Origin of the sequence: Varibaculum sp. (genome assembly GCF_008661855.1) — a bacterium.
In the GTDB taxonomy this organism is placed as follows: Bacteria; Actinomycetota; Actinomycetes; order Actinomycetales; family Actinomycetaceae; genus Varibaculum; species Varibaculum timonense_A.
Genome location: NZ_RPZY01000051.1, coordinates 1 through 16,996, shown reverse-complemented (window position 1 = coordinate 16,996; position 16,996 = coordinate 1). Strand labels below are relative to the sequence as shown.

10 protein-coding genes are annotated in these 16,996 nt (G+C 46.9%); all 10 read left to right on the top strand.

The window, feature by feature from the left end:
• Window positions 1-457: FtsW/RodA/SpoVE family cell cycle protein (locus QZT94_RS06065; protein WP_296773285.1), on the top strand; the 457-nt coding region annotated here is incomplete at its 5' end.
• Window positions 444-1,565, top strand: coding sequence for an undecaprenyldiphospho-muramoylpentapeptide beta-N-acetylglucosaminyltransferase (gene murG, locus QZT94_RS06060; RefSeq protein ID WP_072509889.1), 1,122 nt, complete (start codon window positions 444-446; stop codon window positions 1,563-1,565). The genes QZT94_RS06065 and murG, both read left to right, overlap by 14 nt.
• Window positions 1,562-2,974 (top strand): UDP-N-acetylmuramate--L-alanine ligase, encoded by a 1,413-nt coding sequence (murC, locus tag QZT94_RS06055; RefSeq protein WP_296762148.1) that lies wholly within the window; start codon window positions 1,562-1,564, stop codon window positions 2,972-2,974. Before murG ends, murC begins: the two co-directional genes overlap by 4 nt.
• The gene (locus QZT94_RS06050) at window positions 2,971-3,873 is read left to right on the top strand and encodes an FtsQ-type POTRA domain-containing protein (protein ID WP_296762145.1); all 903 of its coding nucleotides are present in this window, start codon (window positions 2,971-2,973) and stop codon (window positions 3,871-3,873) included. Before murC ends, QZT94_RS06050 begins: the two co-directional genes overlap by 4 nt.
• Window positions 3,874-4,044: 171 nt before the next feature.
• On the top strand, window positions 4,045-6,939 hold the full coding sequence (locus tag QZT94_RS06045) for a class I tRNA ligase family protein (protein ID WP_270625360.1): 2,895 nt from the start codon (window positions 4,045-4,047) through the stop codon (window positions 6,937-6,939).
• 76 nt (window positions 6,940-7,015) lie between these two features.
• Window positions 7,016-8,101 (top strand): aldose 1-epimerase, encoded by a 1,086-nt coding sequence (locus QZT94_RS06040; protein ID WP_072509886.1) that lies wholly within the window; start codon window positions 7,016-7,018, stop codon window positions 8,099-8,101.
• Window positions 8,102-8,482: 381 nt separating this feature from the next.
• Window positions 8,483-10,810, top strand: coding sequence for a vWA domain-containing protein (locus tag QZT94_RS06035; protein ID WP_296762141.1), 2,328 nt, complete (start codon window positions 8,483-8,485; stop codon window positions 10,808-10,810).
• Window positions 10,811-10,853: 43 nt separating this feature from the next.
• On the top strand, window positions 10,854-14,330 hold the full coding sequence (locus tag QZT94_RS06030; RefSeq protein WP_296762138.1) for a tubulin-like doman-containing protein: 3,477 nt from the start codon (window positions 10,854-10,856) through the stop codon (window positions 14,328-14,330).
• Between the two features lie 124 nt (window positions 14,331-14,454).
• Window positions 14,455-16,692 carry a hypothetical protein gene (locus tag QZT94_RS06025; protein ID WP_072509875.1) on the top strand — a complete coding sequence of 746 codons (2,238 nt, stop codon included), beginning with the start codon at window positions 14,455-14,457 and terminating at the stop codon, window positions 16,690-16,692.
• A gap of 4 nt (window positions 16,693-16,696) precedes the next feature.
• A partial coding sequence (locus tag QZT94_RS06020; protein ID WP_296773283.1) for a hypothetical protein occupies window positions 16,697-16,996 on the top strand: 300 nt, incomplete at its 3' end.

The window sequence follows — 16,996 nt, the reverse complement described above, 5'->3', positions numbered from 1 at the left end:
GACCGGGGTGGGACCGGGCGCTTCTCGTCAGAAATGGAAGTATTTGCCCGAAGCCCATACCGACTTTATCTACGCTATTTTAGGTGAAGAGTTTGGGCTGTTTGGAACCCTTTTGGTGTTGCTGCTTTTCGGATTGTTGGCATGGGTGTTGTGTCGCTTAATCATTCATTCTTCCAGCCTGGCTACCCGGATATGCGCCGCGGGAACTTTAGGGTGGGTTATAGTACAGGCTTTAATAAATATCATGGTAGTAATCGGATTCTTACCGGTAGTCGGGGTGCCGCTTCCCCTAGTTTCTTCCGGAGGCTCTACCGCTTTAGCTACCTTGATACAAATGGGGGTGCTTTTGAGCTATGTGCGGTCAGAACCGGGGGTTAAAGAGGCAGCGGTCAGGCTGCCGAAATATCTACGCTCCAGCAGAGCTGTTAGCGTGAGGAGGAACGATGGGACAAAATAAATCGGTACTTTTGGCTGGAGGGGGAACCGCTGGCCATGTTAATCCGCTCCTGGCAGCGGCTGATGATTTGAAATCCCAGGGCTGGAAAGTCACCATTATCGGCACTAGAGGGGGCAAGGAGGCAGAGCTGGTTCCAGCTCGTGGTTTCCAATTGCATACCATAGAACGGATTCCGTTCCCGCGCCGTCCTTCCCTACAGTTTTTTACTCTTCCAAAGCGAATGCGCGCTAGCGTCAAAAAAATAGAAACCCTGATAAAGAAAAACCGGGTGGGTGTAGTTATTGGCTTTGGAGGATATGTCTCCACCCCCGCCTATTTAGCTGCGCGCCGGACAGGTGTCCCGTTAATTATTCATGAACAAAATGCGCGACCGGGTTTAGCTAACCGTTTAGGGGCACGTTGGGCAAAAGTCGTGGCTTTAACTTTTCCATCTACCAAACTGCGGGCTAAAGCGGGTAAAACTCTAGCTACTGGTTTACCGCTGCGTCCAGAAATAGCTGCTTTGGCGAGGGCGCGACAAAATAAAGCGGAAATGGAACGCCGGCGGGCAGTGGCTTTAGAATCTTTTGGTCTAGATTCCTCGAAGCCAACTTTACTGGTTACCGGCGGCTCTTTGGGGGCGCTTTCACTTAATCAAGCCATGCAGGCAGCCTTAGCGCATTTGCCAGACAATATTCAAGTTATTCATTTAACCGGTAAAGGTAAAGATGCGGAACTGCGTCAAGTACTGCCGGAGAGCTTAAAGCCGCGATATCGGATTCTTGACTACTTAATTGATATGGAAAGAGCCTTGGCAGCAGCTGATTTGGTGGTGTGTCGCTCCGGGGCGGGGATGGTAGCCGAGATAACAGCGCTGCGTTTGCCAGCTATTTACGTGCCTTTGCCAGTCGGCAATGGAGAGCAGCGTCTAAATGCCGAGGACGCGGTTAAATGCGGGGGAGCGTTAATCGTAGATAATGACAAGTTTGATAGTTCATTTGTTATCGAGACGGTGATTCCTTTGCTGCTATCACCACAACGTTTGGATGATATGCGCAGCGCATTACCCGCAGAGGGCATTGATGCTGCTGAAAAACTAACTAGAATCGCTGAGGAAATAAGTAAATGACCGAGACAAAATATCACTTCATTGGCATCGGCGGAGCTGGAATGTCAGTGGTGGCACAGCTATTTGTGGAACGTGGCTGGCAGCTTAGCGGTTCGGATCAAGCAGATTCTGCTAACCTGTCGAGGCTTAAACAACTGGGGGTTGAATGCTGGGTGGGGACTCAGCCGCAGAAAATCACCCCCGAGATGACTATTGTTTATTCCAGTGCGATTCGCCCTAGTAATCCCGAATTTGCTGCCGGTAAAGCTGCCGGTTGTAGATTTATGCATCGCTCCCAGGCACTGGCGCTAGCGGCAGCTGACCGTAAGTTTGTGGCCGTGGCGGGGGCGCATGGGAAAACCACCACTTCGGGGATGATAGCTCAGACTTTTTCTCAACTCGGCGCTGACCCCTCGTTCGCGGTTGGCGGGGTGGTCACCCACTACCAGACGGGTGCCCATTTAGGCACAGGAGAGTATTTTATTGCCGAGGCTGATGAATCTGATGGTTCTTTCCTGAATTACCGCCCCCAGCTGGCGATTATTACCAATATCGAGGCCGATCACCTCGATAACTATGGCTCCTCGGAACAGTTTGCGCGAGCTTTTTTCGATTTTGCACATTGCATTGAACCCGGTGGAACCCTAATTCTTTGTACTGATGACCCCGGTTGCCGTACCTTGCTAAAACAGCTTCGTCCTCAGGGGGACTTAGATGAAAGTTGCTCCCCTAAAATCCGGATACTGGGATACGGATTACAAGCACCTCCCGCCGGTTTGGATGACTTTTGCCTGGTTAAACCCCTGCTTGCAGAACCAAACTCTGTAAGTGCCCAGTTTAACCGAGGTCAGGAGACTACCACCGTTAGTTTGCCAATGCCAGGCGAGCATAACCTTTTAAACGCGGCAGCAGTATTTTTAGCCGCCCGTATCGCCGGTTTTTCGGCAACAGAGACTGCGGGTGCTCTTGCTGAGTTCGAGGGAACTGCTCGCCGCTTCGAGACTAAAGGTGAAGTAGGCGGGGTAAGAGTTATTGATGACTACGCTCATCACCCCACCGAGGTGGCAGCCTTGATGCGTCAATCGCGGGAAGCAGCCGGTAAAGGGCGAGTCTTGGTGGTATTTCAACCCCATCTATATTCTCGAACCAAAAATTTTGCGTCCCGTTTTGCTGCGGCTCTTGACCTGGCAGATAGGGCAGTTGTTTGTGATATTTATGGGGCGCGCGAAGATCCGCTCCCCGGAGTTACCTCCAGGATTATCACCGATAAAATGCAGCGCGGTAGTTATGTGGCAGATAAAGATGAAGCTGCTCGCCTTATCGCTAATGAGGCTCACGGCAGCGATTTAATCCTAACCGTGGGGGCAGGGGACATAACTAAAGCTACAACGGTAGTCTTGGCGGTGTTAAAGCAGAGGTTTTCGCAGTGAACCGCGAGAAGTCCGCTTTTGTTCGCCGCCCGAAAGCTACTGTGGTTTCGGGGAAAAAACCGGTTCGTCCTCGTAAAAGCAGAAATGAACTGAAAAGAGAGGACGGCGCAAATAAATCCGGGTCACAGTTAGCTACCCGCCAGGTTACCTTATCTTCCAAAGACAAAGGGGTGGTCTCTAGTGGGCTTGCTAAGCGCCGGGAAGAGCTTAAACAGGTAAAGCGCAGGCAGCGACGGCGGAAAATAGTTATCGGAGTGCTGGTAGCGCTGTTAGTGGGAACTAGCGGATATTTGCTGGGCTTTTCCCCAGTTTTTGCGTATGATTCCGCTAAAACTCGGGTGATGGGGGCAAACTCCCAGGTTACGACCCAGCAGGTAAAAGAGGAACTTGCTAACTATGCGGGTAGACCCTTGTTGCGTTTTCCCACCTCAGAGGCTGCTTCCTCGTTACAACGTGCTAATCCCTGGGTAAAACAGGCGAAGGTAAAACGAGAATTCCCGCGAGGAATAGCCGTTTACCTCACGCTACGTACCCCAGTAGCAAAAACAGCGCAAGGAAAAGTGGTTGATTTAGAGGGAAAGCTGCTGCCTGACCAAGGTTTCGATACTTCTAAACTGCTAGAGGTAGCTAGTAGCTGTCCCCAAAGCGATATTGAAGATTGTCTAAAATCTGTAGCTCAAGTAGTGCAATTTCTCCCCGCAGAAATAAAACAAAAGATAAAAAGCGCTCAGGTAGCTCGTTTAGATAATGTGGAGCTGCAATTGCAATCGGGAGCAAAAGTTATCTGGGGTAAAAACGGTGATAATCAGAAAAAAGCACAGGTATTAACGGTGCTTTTGCAGCGCGCGGGCAGTATCTATAACGTCACCGATTATGCGCATCCCACTATTTCAAATTAGCCCCGTTTTCCCAGGTTTTTAGGGGAAACCTTGGGGGTAATTGAGCCGGATGGGGAGGGCAGCGAGGCGATTCCTACTTGCGGTGAGGACCGGTTGGCAAACTTGATTGCGAAATCAGGGCTAGCCCTGAATGCGGTAGGCTTTGAGAAGGAACTGAAGGGAGAAAAAGTAATGACTCAGAGCGCTAGCGATATACCGGCATATCGATACACCGCCCAGATGGCGGGGAAAATCGAAGAAAAATGGCAAAAATACTGGTCGGACCAGGGTACTTTTTATGCTGACAACCCGGTTGGGTCTTTAGCGGGTCCGCTTGCGCAAAAAGAGTCTTTCTTTGTAATGGATATGTTCCCCTATCCCTCTGGTAAAGGGCTGCATGTGGGACATCCTCTTGGTTATATCTCTACCGATGTCACTGGTCGTTTCCAACGAATGCAGGGCAAGAACGTCCTCTACACCATGGGCTATGACGCTTTTGGTTTGCCCGCGGAACAGTATGCGGTAACTACCGGGCAGCATCCGCGCAAGACTACCCGCGAAAATATCGCTAATATGCGCAGACAATTGGCTCGGATTGGGCTCTCTCATGATGAGCGGCGTTCTTTCGCTACCATTGACCAGGACTATTACCGCTGGACACAATGGATTTTCTTACAGGTGTTTAACTCTTGGTATGACGTGGACGCTCCTCGCCCGGATGGAGGACGCGGAGCCGCTCGTCCTATTAACGAACTAATCGAGAAGTTCGCCAGTGGGGAAAAATCGCTGCCGCACGGTAAGCAATGGGAAAACCTCAGTGCCAAGCAGCGTGAAGATATTCTTGAGGATTACCGGCTAGCATATCTTTCCTATGCTCCAGTGAACTGGTGTCCGGGTCTGGGAACGGTGTTAGCGGACGAGGAAGTAACCTCCGAGGGGCGCTCTGAACGCGGTAATTTCCCGGTATTTCGTTCTCACTTGCGGCAATGGATGATGAGGATTACTGCCTACGGAGATCGCTTAATCGAAGATTTGGCGACTTTGGATTGGCCGGAAAAAGTGCGCACCATGCAGGAAAACTGGATTGGTCGCTCCCACGGGGCAACCGTATCTTTCCGGGTAGGCTCGCGGGAGCTAAAAGTTTACACTACTCGCCCCGATACCTTGTTTGGAGCTACCTTTATGGTGGTAGCTCCCGAACACCCGCTTTTAGCGGGACTGGGGCAAAGCGAGCTTGCCGAGGGCGAGAGCGCGATTCCTGCCCAATGGCCCCAGGATACCCGCGAGGCTTGGACGGGGGGATATGATAATCCGCGGCAAGCGGTACGCGCCTACCAACAACAGGCAGCTGCCCGCAGTGAGCGTGAACGCGGCGAAGATGCCCGCGAGAAAACCGGGGTATTTACCGGTTTATTCGCCACTAACCCGGTCAATAATCGCCCGATTCCGATTTTCACTGCCGACTACGTGATGATGGGCTACGGTACTGGCGCGATTATGGCGGTTCCCGCTCATGATCAACGTGACTGGGATTTTGCGAAGAAGTTTGACCTGGACATTATCTACACGATTACTCCCGCGCCGGATGCGGATAAAGATGCTGCCTGGGTTGGGGATGGGGTCATCCAGAATTCGGCTAATGACCAGATTAGCCTTAATGGATTAGGTAAATCCGAGGCAATTGGGAAGATTACTTCTTGGCTAGAGGGCGCGGGATTGGGTAAAGCTACTACCACCTATCGCCTACGTGATTGGCTATTCTCCCGCCAGCGCTACTGGGGAGAGCCTTTCCCCGTGGTCTATGACGAGGATGGCGTGGTGCACGCCCTTCCGGAATCCATGCTGCCCCTGGACTTGCCGGAGGTAGATAATTTCTCTCCGCGCACCTTTGCACCTGACGATGCGGATTCTTCCCCTGAGGCTCCCTTAGGGCGAGCTGGGGACTGGGTTAAAGTCCAGCTAGACCTGGGGCAGGGCAAACAAACCTATTATCGGGACACTAACGTGATGCCTAACTGGGCAGGTTCTTGCTGTTACGAGCTGCGCTACCTTGATCCGGGGGAGAAAGATTTCCTGGCTAAGGCGGAAAATGAGCGTTACTGGATGGGTGCTCGAGCTGGAGCTACTACTGGCGGCACGGACCTATACGTAGGAGGAGTCGAGCACGCGGTTCTGCACCTGCTCTATGCGCGTTTTTGGCACAAAGTGCTCTATGACCTGGGGCATCTTTCTAGCAGTGAGCCTTTCCATAAGCTGTTTAACCAAGGCTATATCCAGGCCTATGCCTATACCGACCAGCGGGGAGCGTACGTGCCCGCCGCCGAAGTAGCCGGTGATGAAGGCAGTGGCTTCACCTACGAGGGGCAGCCGGTTAAACGCGAATACGGCAAGATGGGTAAATCCTTGAAGAATATCGTTACTCCAGACGATATTTGCGACGAATACGGGGCCGACACTTTCCGGGTCTATGAAATGTCGATGGGACCGCTGGATATGTCGCGGCCGTGGGAAACCCGGGCAGTGATTGGTTCCCAGCGTTTCTTACAGCGGCTATGGCGCAATGTGATTGATGAGAACACTGGGGAGGTAACCGTTAGCGAGGACGCACCCGATTTGGAAACTCAGCGCGCCCTGGCCAAGGCGATTGCGCAGGTAACCGAAGACTACCGGGAAATGCGTCTTAATCTGGTGGTTTCGGATCTGATCGTGCTTAATAATCACCTGACTGCGCTGAAAGCGGTTCCTCGGGAAGCCGCGGAAGCGTTGGTATTGATGATTTCTCCGCTCGCTCCCCATATTGCCGAGGAGCTTTGGAATAGGCTGGGGCACTCTTCTTCGTTGGCACGCGAGCCTTTCCCGGTAGTAATCGATGAATCTCTACTGGTAGAAGAGGAAATCACGGCGGTGGTACAGATTAACGGCAAGGTGAAGTACCGCTTGCAAGTACCGCAATCTATTTCAGGCGAGGAGCTAGAAAAACAGGCACTGGAAACTGAAGTGGTGCAGCGTGCTCTTGCGGGCGGTCAGCCGTTAAAGGTGATTGTGCGCGCTCCTAAACTGGTGAATGTGGTAATCCCGAAGAAATAGGACGTTCTCAGGGTATTATTCCTCAAGGTTTTATGTCCCCCGCAGATTCAGGTCGCTGAAAATAGAAGGAGAACTTATGAGCCCGGAAACTTGGACTTTGCGCTCCGGTAATGATTGCTTGGTTGTCTCCCCAATGGGGGCAACGGTTTTAGACTGGCAAGTCTGTGACCTGCGGGCGGGGGACAGTGCTCAACAAGTGGCAGGAACTGAAACCAAGGAAAGTGCGAAAGCTAGCTCCTACTGGGAGGATGGCCTAGCTGATAGTTCGGGCGTTAGCGCCTATCAAAGTGATTACCGAGCAGACAGTGCCCCTACCTGTCCTGGGTGTGTGCACGTCCTCGATGGGTATCGTAGCCAGGACGAAGCGCGCCAAATGGATGGTTTTCGCAACGCTTTGCTAGCTCCCTGGTCAAATCGGATTCGGGATGGAAAATACTGTTTCCAGGGAAAGGAATATGATTTTAAGGGCGAAACTATCGGCGGGGAACTGGCTTTACACGGCTTAATTGCCGATCAGGTATTCGAGTTGATTGAGCTAAAACCAGATTATTTGCGCGCCAAAGTTAGGGTACCAAAGCTTGAGGCCTATCCCTTTGAGGTAGAAATAGAGGTTACCTATCAGATTAGCTCTTCTCCTCACCGGCTCAGTCTCGATATGGTGGCTCATAATAAAGGAACAGGTGACGCGCCGATTACTTTAGGTTGGCATCCCTATTTTCTTTGCCCCACTGGCAGAGCTAAAAACGCTAAGGTTACGATTGCGGCTGAGAACCTAGTGGTAACTGATGAACAGCTGATTCCCCTAAGGGGGCAAGCGGCTTTTTGTGCCCAGGAATCTCCGGTAATTCTATATGGGCGAGGGGATTTTGACTGTGCCTATACTTCGCTGATTCCTAAAGACGGGGTTGCTTGGGCAGTCCTGGAGCATCTAAATGGGTCGTCGACTGTGCTGCAAATGGCTGGGGCAAAGCAGGGGCAGGGCTTGGCTTCTTTCCAAGTCTATAGCGCTCAAGATTTGCTGAATAGGGCGGGCGAATCGATAGCGGTGGAACCGTTGCTAGCGATGACCGATGCTTTTAATCGCCCGGAATGTCAAGATTTGGTTACCGTTTCCCCAGGGTGCTCACAAGAGATGCATGTGTGCATAGAGCACCATATGTAAGGCTAACTACCTTTTAGTTGGAGCGTCGGCTAGGACAGGCGAACCTAGTAGCACCGATAAGAATAGCTGCTGTTTAATGCTTGAAAATAGCTAAATAAAATCTCATTAAATGGCTTCAAAATAATCATGTATTATAAATAAGAATACCTAGAAGGCTGTAACAACTCAGGGGTCTTTACCCTTTTGAACTGTGGGTTTAGCTCATTTATTCGTTTTTTTGATTTCGATTTCCTCGTATAAAAGTTAAGTATTTGTTTTCGGAATCTTTAGTCATAAAACTGGCCGTGAGCGAAGTGATAAATTCACGGATAGTGATAACAACAGTCACATTAGCAACGATAGTGGAGCGATGTGCTTGTCCAAACGAGGTGGAACTTAACTTTGCGTGTAAGCGGTAAGGGAAGAAATCTTAAATGGTATTTCGTGATGCCGATTCTATTGACTGCATCATTGGTGCTGTTAAATCTGGGTGGTCAGCTGACCTTGGCGTGCGCATTAGAAACTGGACAAAGTAATCCAGTTAGTCATAGCGCAGCAAAAGCTAATACTATCAGCTCCCCGCAAACCTTAAGTGTCGTGGGACAACAAGTTAGGAATGCGGGAAAGGCTCCTAATAATTGCGGGCAAGGCGTAAACAGTGTTGCTATAAAAAAACGACAGGTAAATCTAGTTTTAGATGATTCTGGCTCGATGTTTTCAAATGGTGGAAATACCCCTCTTGACCGCTGGTCTAATGCAAAGTACTCCCTCGAAGTGTTTGCGGCATTACTCGGGGAGCAAGACAATATGAATATCTATTTGACCAGCACCTATGCTAAAGGTGGCTCTGGACCGGTAGTCCAGCTGGCAGGAAAAGAAGCTGCCAGCTCCCGGGTATCAAAAATTCATAATATGGTGATGCAAGGCGGAGATACCCCCTATGCTCCAGTTCAGGCTGCTGCTAAAGATTTGTCAGCTTCTGACGCTGGGGAAAAATGGCTAGTCGTCCTGTCAGATGGCGCCTTTAACGATCGTAATTCCCAAACAGTACAAAACGACTTCAATCAGTGGGCAAAGGAAAATACCAATGAAAGTAGCGCGCTTAAAGTAGCATTCTTGGCAATGGGCGATAAAGCGCCTCAAATTGCTTCTTCGAGTGCGGTTATTTTTGATCAAGCCCCACAAACTAAAGATTTATTAACTAAAGTAACGCGTTTTGCAAACCTAATTTTTGCTCGTGATGTATTACCCCAAGACAGTGCGAGTTCAATTAAATCTGATATTGATATAGAAGAATTGACCATTTTGGCTCAAGGCAAAGATGTCAAGGTTAATGAAATTAAGCTTGGTTCTGCAGTGGCTAAACCGGAATCGCAAGTAGAAGTCAAGTGGGCAAATAACGCTGATGTCGATTTCGGGGCTTCAAAGGTTAAAGCGGTTCCCAATAGTGAACTAAATGGCAAAGTGGCAACATTTAGTAAACTTCCTGCTGGTAATGGGGCTGTCTCCCTAGATGGGGTGCAAACTGTGGAAGTATTCTATAAACCCTATGTCTCATTCGGAGTGCAGCTATCTGATGCAAAAGGAAAGCCAGTAAAAAGTGGCGAAATTGTAGGAGGCAAGTACACCGTTAAATACGGCTTTATGGATAAGAAATGTAACTTTATAGATAAGTCACCACTCTTGGGTGATGTTCAATACAATGCAAAGGTTATTAATAACGGTAAAGTTGTAGCCGATAATTTTGCCAGCGGTGATCAGGTAGAGTTAAGTGCCGGTTCAACCCAATTTAATGTTAAAGCTAAATATCTAAGCGGTAGCACTTCTGAAGCTAAAATCAACTTACAGGTCTATCGTCCCGCGCCTCCGGCGGGTATTCAAGGCAGTAGTCAGACCTATCAGGTCAGTAAGCTAAATGATTATAAGATTCCCGATGATGCCATAAAAGTGAAATATGGGGAAAAGAAAGACGGCAATATTATTTCCTTCCCCGAGGCGGAGTGGAAACAAATAAAAGATAGCGATATTAAAGTTACCTCCCCAAAAAGAATGGAGTTTGCGGTAAAGAAAGGTGATAAGAACGGGGAAGTGTTCATACTGCCTAAAGCACCCAATGGAGATATCTATAAGGCAGATACTGGGAATATGCCGTTACATATAGAAGCAAAACATAGTTATGAAAAGCAGCTAAGTAAAGCGGTGTTTGATACTTCAATTAATGTAAAAAATGATATATCTCGCTTAGATCGTATAAAAAACTGGATACTAACTCAAGGATGGAAGTGGTTGCTTTGTTTACTAGCTCTGCTTCTAATTATGGGGTATATATTTAAACCCCGTTTTTCCAAGAGAATTGTTTCATCGCCAAAAGTTAATATCAGTGACGATAATTTGGTTTCACTAGGTTCAAATAAGGGCAGCGGAAACTTTGTTAAATCACGTTTGCGCAGAGCATTACCTTTCGTGGCTGATACCGCGAGTTTTAGGTATGTGCCGCGAGGTGTTTCCGGGTTCCCTCCTATGAAGCTAAAGGCTGCGCGAAAAGGACGTATCAAAATATTGAATTGGAAAGCCTTGGCTGCTCGCGAAAATATGTCAGTAACTATCAACGGAAGAAAGCTGGATGTAAAGGATAAAACTCATCCAATGTTTAATGTGAATAGTAAAGTTAAATCAAGTATTGCGGGTTCCGGAAAAAGCTATTCTGCAAATCTTAATATAAAAAAGTAAATAACTTCTAATGTCTAATACCCCGATTTGAAAGGAAAAAGAAATGTCGATTGCACCTACTTTGATTCTAGGACTGGGAGGAACCGGTTCTCAGATTGTAAAAAAAGTCTCGCAAAAGGTGCGAGAATCTGGTTCTAATCAATCGGAACGTATCGCATTTGTTGTCTTCGATACCGATGCCAACGACTTGGGGAAAATCAAGCAGGATCATCCGGAAATGTACACGGTGCAAACCTCTACCAATAGCCGGGTCGGCGATTATCTGGGAATCAATACTAATGCTCGAGATAAATGGTTCCCGATTAACGAACTGATGAATCGTAAATCTTTAACCGAGGGAGCTGCCCAGGTTAGAGCCATTTCTCGTTTAGCTTTCGAAACTACTTTGAAGAGCTCCCATCTTGATCAATTGCATAAGGCGATTGAAACTCTGTTCAGAATTGATAAAGACCAAGAAGAACAATCTCTGCGGGTTATTATTACCTCTTCGCTTGCTGGGGGTACTGGATCAGGACTGATTTTACCGGTGGCTCTCTATTTGGCTAGCTATCTAAATGCGAAATACCCGAAAGCTAAAGCAATTACCAGAGGCTTTTTTATTCAGCCTGATGTGTTCTATAAAGTGATTAAGGCATCCGAAGAACAACACAACTTGCAGGTAAATGCTTACGCAACGGTTCGGGAGTTAGATGCCTTTCTTATGAAAGGTGACCACACTTTACCTAGCCAGTATCGCAACCTAAAGTTTGAGTTCCCAAGGGTTGGTGCCGAGGGAGTTGAAGCAGTCGAGGCTATGCCTTATGATTTCTGTTTCTTATTTGATGCCAACAACAAGAGCGGAGGTAGTCTAGATTCTTTTGTCTCTTATTTAGACCACGCGGCAACCTGTATTTACACTTTGGCTATTGGACCGATGTCAAAGAAATCAAATTCGCGGGAAGATAACGTTTTACGCGAAATTATAAAAAATAATGGACGTAACCGCTATGCAGGTGCGGGAGCTTCCCGTCTGGTCTATCCCTGGAAACACATTAGAGACGTAATCGGTAAGACCTGGGCACAGCAAGTGCTTTCTAAGCAATGGCTTAAATTCGATGAAGCCTATAAAGAAAGGCAAAAAGCTTTAGCTAAACAAAGAGAAAGTGGTCTAACTGCCCGAGATATTGACCGGGGGGCAGAATTTATTAATACCATCGACAGTTTGGCGAAACAAAAAGATCCTTTCGCTAAGTCAGTTAAGAATCAAACCTTAGTCTTTTCCGAGGATGGGGTAACTAATCTTGGCAATCAGTGGGATGCCTATATAAATGCTTTGAACAGTTATATTTTCGCTCCCGATCCCAGTCGGATTTCTGATACCCGTGAAGATGATTTACGTTCAGCCATCATAGAGTTGCAAGAAAAAACTGATGGCGAAGAATACGCCATGGTCTTTAATGATCTGGAAAAGTTGAAAATCATTACTGAGAATGAGGCTGAAGAGCAAGCAGGTGTTATTGGTTATACCCTGTTCAAAGCAGATGAGGATGAAATCGTAGCCGGTAATTCTCTTCCTAATAGGCTTGAAAGCTATATGCTTGAACCGGTTAAAAAGAGCTTTATGCACCCGGTATCCTGTCGATATTTCCTCTATCAAGTTCTCAAAAAGCTTGAACTGTTGCAAAAGAAAACTAATCGTGAATTAGAAGGAGAAGAAGGGTTAATCAAATTCTTTGATGAATTTGAACGGAATAACTTTGACGATCCCTCTACCGACGACAAAGTTGAAACTGCCGCTGATTTTGCGATGCGTAAAAAGAGCATAGCTCAACGTATCACTCGCAAACCCAGCGCCGAACAGCAAGCAATCGCCACAGCGCTGTCCACTTATTTAAACAATATCGGTGAATACCGTAACGCTCTGATATTCCAAAGAGTTATCGCTGACGCAATGGAATACGTCAAAAGTGTAATTGATGCATTTGAAAAGCTATTTAACTCTCTAGAGAACAACCTTAAAAAACTGGAAGTAACTCTAGGTCAAGATATGGTTAAATACGATAATCTCACCGGCTCGACCACCCGATACGTCTACGCCAGTTCTAATTGCTTGCGCAGTATTATTAACAACACTCCCTATATGGGAGGAGTTAATTCGATAGATTCAGAGCTGTCCCTAAATATCTATAACTCGGTGCGACGCTATGCGATGCTAACCGATGACAAGGACGAAAACTACTTTAAAGATTTATATAACAATGTGATGCTAGGGTATTTCTCCGATCAAGTAATGAAGAATCATAGCGAGAATATTAAACTTGATGTAATAGAGGCACTTGAACGCGAATATCGAGTGGAAACCCGCAGTTACGAAGCGGAAAATGTTCGACACTACGTGATTGAAGAAATCAATAAAGTTAAACGTTTAGCTTCTCCTTTCATTGAGCAGCCCCTGGGAGAAGAACGGCATCCGATTGAGGCTTGTGCCTATAACAAAGTCTTAGAGGGGGAAAATGATCCGAAACGCGAATCGCTGGTGCGGGAAATCTTAGGTGACTATGGCGGGGAAACCGACGGAGATATTAGTCCGCAAGAAATCCTGTTTTACAACGCAATCTATGGGATTCGTGCCTGTGATTTGTCGAAGTTTGCCCCGCCGCTAAATGACATCACAAGTCATCGTACCGCGGGAGAGTATTTTTCCGCTTACTATAATCTAATCTCGGAGATTAAACCGACCGTAGGGGAGACGAAAGTAATTACCCCGCATATTGATCGGCGTTGGCATTCGATATCTGAACTACCTGATTTAGATGAAAAGAATCAGGCGAAGCAACTTAGAGAAATTCATATCTCGCTCTTACTTGGGTTAGTGTTTGGCAGAATTCAATGGAGTCATGCCATTAACGGAACTAATCGGATATATCGCTATAAACCTGACGATGGCGGATTGCCGGAAGATTTTATTGTCTCAAATGGTACTCCTTGCGATAAGTTCTATGAGGTATTGGATGCTTTAACCAATAGCCCAGTGGCGGTTAAACAGATAATTTCCTATGTTGTAGGTAGGCGTGAGCGGCGTTCTCAACAGGAACAACAGGTTACTTTTGAGAGAACTTACTTAGGGGAATCCCTTAAAGAGGGAATCAACCTCCAGCAGCTATTCTCGACCTATCCCGAGGAATTCCCCTCTGGGAAAGCCTCTATCTTTGATGTGGTTGCTTATGTGTCGTTATCGACACCTACTGAAGAGTATATTGACGAGCTTGCCTATACTTTGTCCGACAATCTAGTTACCTATGTTAAAGACCGGATTGTCTTGCTCAGTTCTGAAGAAGAATCTCACCGAAATGTTAGTGAAGTTCTCTGTCAGCAGCTGGAAATGTTCGCTCAGAATATAGATGGATACCTGGCGGTATCTGGTAGCTCATTTGCGAACAAACTGAACACGGTGCTACTGCCGGTGCTAAATCTTGCTGACAAGGGCGAATACGCGGAAGTTGAGAAAGCAGCTATGTATATAAGCAGGAAACTTGGCTAATGCCCGCAAGTGTAAGAGTGTTTTGATGGTGCTGGTCACCGTAGCGTAACCCTGGGTTTACTCGGTTAGAAACAACCTGCCCTGCTTACGGTGACTAGCACACAATACAAGTGAGGATTAGCCAGTGTTTACCGTTATTATCCTATCCGAGGCAGCTAAATCGATTTTTGATAATTCAAGAATCTATTTTTCACCTTATGAGGAAATGGGTGATATTGCCTTTTGTTCTTGGAATCAGTCTCCTAATGCTCGCACGCTGCGGGAAGTTCTACCGGATTTGCCAGCGATTATTAAAGGAAAAACTGCTTGGCGAGCAGTGGTAGTAGATCATCCTCGAAACACAAAATCTCAAGTGAGAAAAGCTCGCTATGATTTACCGGAGAATCGAAATAGAGAGAATCCTTTTGACTTTCTAGATAATACCCAGGTTGAGCTAAACCTAAAGCACTCTAACCATGCATTAGTTCGTCTTTCTCACGTTTTATTGGGTTACCCTTCTTTAAGTGCTAAGGGATTTATCCCGGTAATAACCTATTGTGATGCCGAAACTAATAAACGGGTTGAAAAGACCATTGATCAGGCGATTAATGATTTTTTGGAAGCCGGGGTGCTGACCGCTCAAGATCAAGAACGTCTAGAAGCGCTCACTGCCTCTCAGCGAAACGAGTATCTGTTCAAACAGGCCATATCCTGGATAGGGGCGCGTCACAGTGAAGTATCCCGTATCTATAAAAGACAAAACTATGATTCTGGTGAAGTAAAACGGCATAAAGACATTTCTCGGGTTTACCATATGGAAGAGTTGCGCCCGGCGGAAGTATATTTTATCGCGACTCGAGCTCCGATTACTCCGGAAGAAAATGTTGAATTAGGTCTAGTTTGGAAACAGTATGAAGAGCGAGACGCCTCACGTTTCGTTGAACGCAATGATTACCCTACTATGACTCGATTTGCGGTTTACGAAATGCTAGAGGAAAAGAACTCTGGATATGAACAGGACGAGTTGAGATTTTGGCTATCCGTTCTTTCTTTAGCGGTAAATCAAGTTCCGCCTAGCACTTTCCAAGCCGATCGTCTCTACCGCATTGGGGTTTCGATTAGTTCTCAAGATCTCTCCGAGATGCTTAATGCCCATATGTCTAAGCTTCGGGCGGCAGAGAAAGTGTTAGAGCGCCTTATTAAACGACCTTTGCCTGATTCCAAGGCGGATATGGATGAGATACTGGCTAGACAAAAGATTGACGTAGATTTCGAGCGGGTAGATAAAGAACAGCTAAGTGTTAGTAGGGCTGGATATGGTCTGTTTACCGATCGTCCAGTTTCTGAATATATCCGATGGAAACAAGATTTTTCCCAGCTTGCGGCAAAGGTTAGGCGTTTTTCTCGTAAGCCGGCACAACTGCTTGCCTACAGCACTTCGCAAGCTCGACAAGTCGCCACTGCTATCCCCACTTCGACCTTGATCTTAGATGACATTACCCGTGCAGATATTGAAGAGAGTTTGAACGAGCAGGTTAAGCCGCTTTTACTGCCAGCTACCACTAATGTTCTTGACAAAAAAGCCTTAAAAAAAGAGCTACGTAAGCATGAACTCAATGTTATCCATGAGATTCGCGAACGGATGACCATGCCGACGGCTCTGATCGCCTGGGTAGTTGCCCTGTCTGTTTGGGTAATATCTTTTGTCCCTTACTTAATAGCAGCTGCTACCAAAGGAAGCGCCAGCCTTAGGGGCGGTATCGTGATGACCTTAGTTGTTATTTTGGTTTTATCCTTATCGGGGCTAGTAGCTTTAATAGGAATGTGGCTCACCCTGCGTAATAAGATTGGTCAGCTGAATGATTTTCTGCATCAAAGCGCAATAGATGTCCAAAACGGAGCGAAAGCTTTTTCTGCGTATCTTTCTAGATATGTTACCTATAGACGAGGACGAGAACTATTAAGAGGCTCGCTGCGAGCAAAAGAGCATTTGAATGAAGATCGTGCTCGCTGGAATCGAATCCTTGAGCGGATAAAGGCGCGTCGTCGCGATGAAAGAGAAATCGTGCTGTCTGTCGGCGGTGATATCAGGATCGAGCGTTATTATGACGGGGTCTGCGAACGAGACTTTGAGTCTGAAGAGAGGGTACAAAAGCTTTACCGGTTCCAACCGGGAGATTCCTTCATGCCGTTTAATGATTCTGGAGAAATGGTAAAGGCTCCCTATGACTTTGTTTCCGGTTTTACTCTGCTTCGTTTGCCTCTTTACGAACCAGAATCTTCTCAAATCTTTGATGAAAAGGAAGACGATTACGTAAAACCGCAATCCAGCCAATCTGGGGGCTCTCCAGTGGTCGCTGATAATCAGAGAGGAGACCAATAGGAAAATGGATGGGTTAATTTCCGCTGTGTCCCTATTTGATGCTTGTAAATCTGCTATCGGATACTTAGGTTTCATACTTTTACCTTGGCTGGTCAATATTCCTAGAACGCGCCGACATCAACAAATATTTATGCCCGTGGTTGCATTTATTTACACAATTGTGGCATTAATAGTCCTCTATTTATTTAATAAAACCCTAGAGGAAGTGGTATTTGCCTGGCTTTTTAGTTATTTTCCCATCTTGAAGATCTTTATTTTTATTTCTCTGTTTTTCTATATAGATAATGCAGCCATTATCATAGTT

Coding starts and splice junctions, on each gene's coding strand:
- murG (WP_072509889.1), top strand. CDS start 444: ATGGGACAAAATAAATCGGTACTTTTGGCTGGAGGGGGAACCGCTGGC.
- murC (WP_296762148.1), top strand. CDS start 1,562: ATGACCGAGACAAAATATCACTTCATTGGCATCGGCGGAGCTGGAATG.
- QZT94_RS06045 (WP_270625360.1), top strand. CDS start 4,045: ATGACTCAGAGCGCTAGCGATATACCGGCATATCGATACACCGCCCAG.
- QZT94_RS06040 (WP_072509886.1), top strand. CDS start 7,016: ATGAGCCCGGAAACTTGGACTTTGCGCTCCGGTAATGATTGCTTGGTT.
- QZT94_RS06030 (WP_296762138.1), top strand. CDS start 10,854: ATGTCGATTGCACCTACTTTGATTCTAGGACTGGGAGGAACCGGTTCT.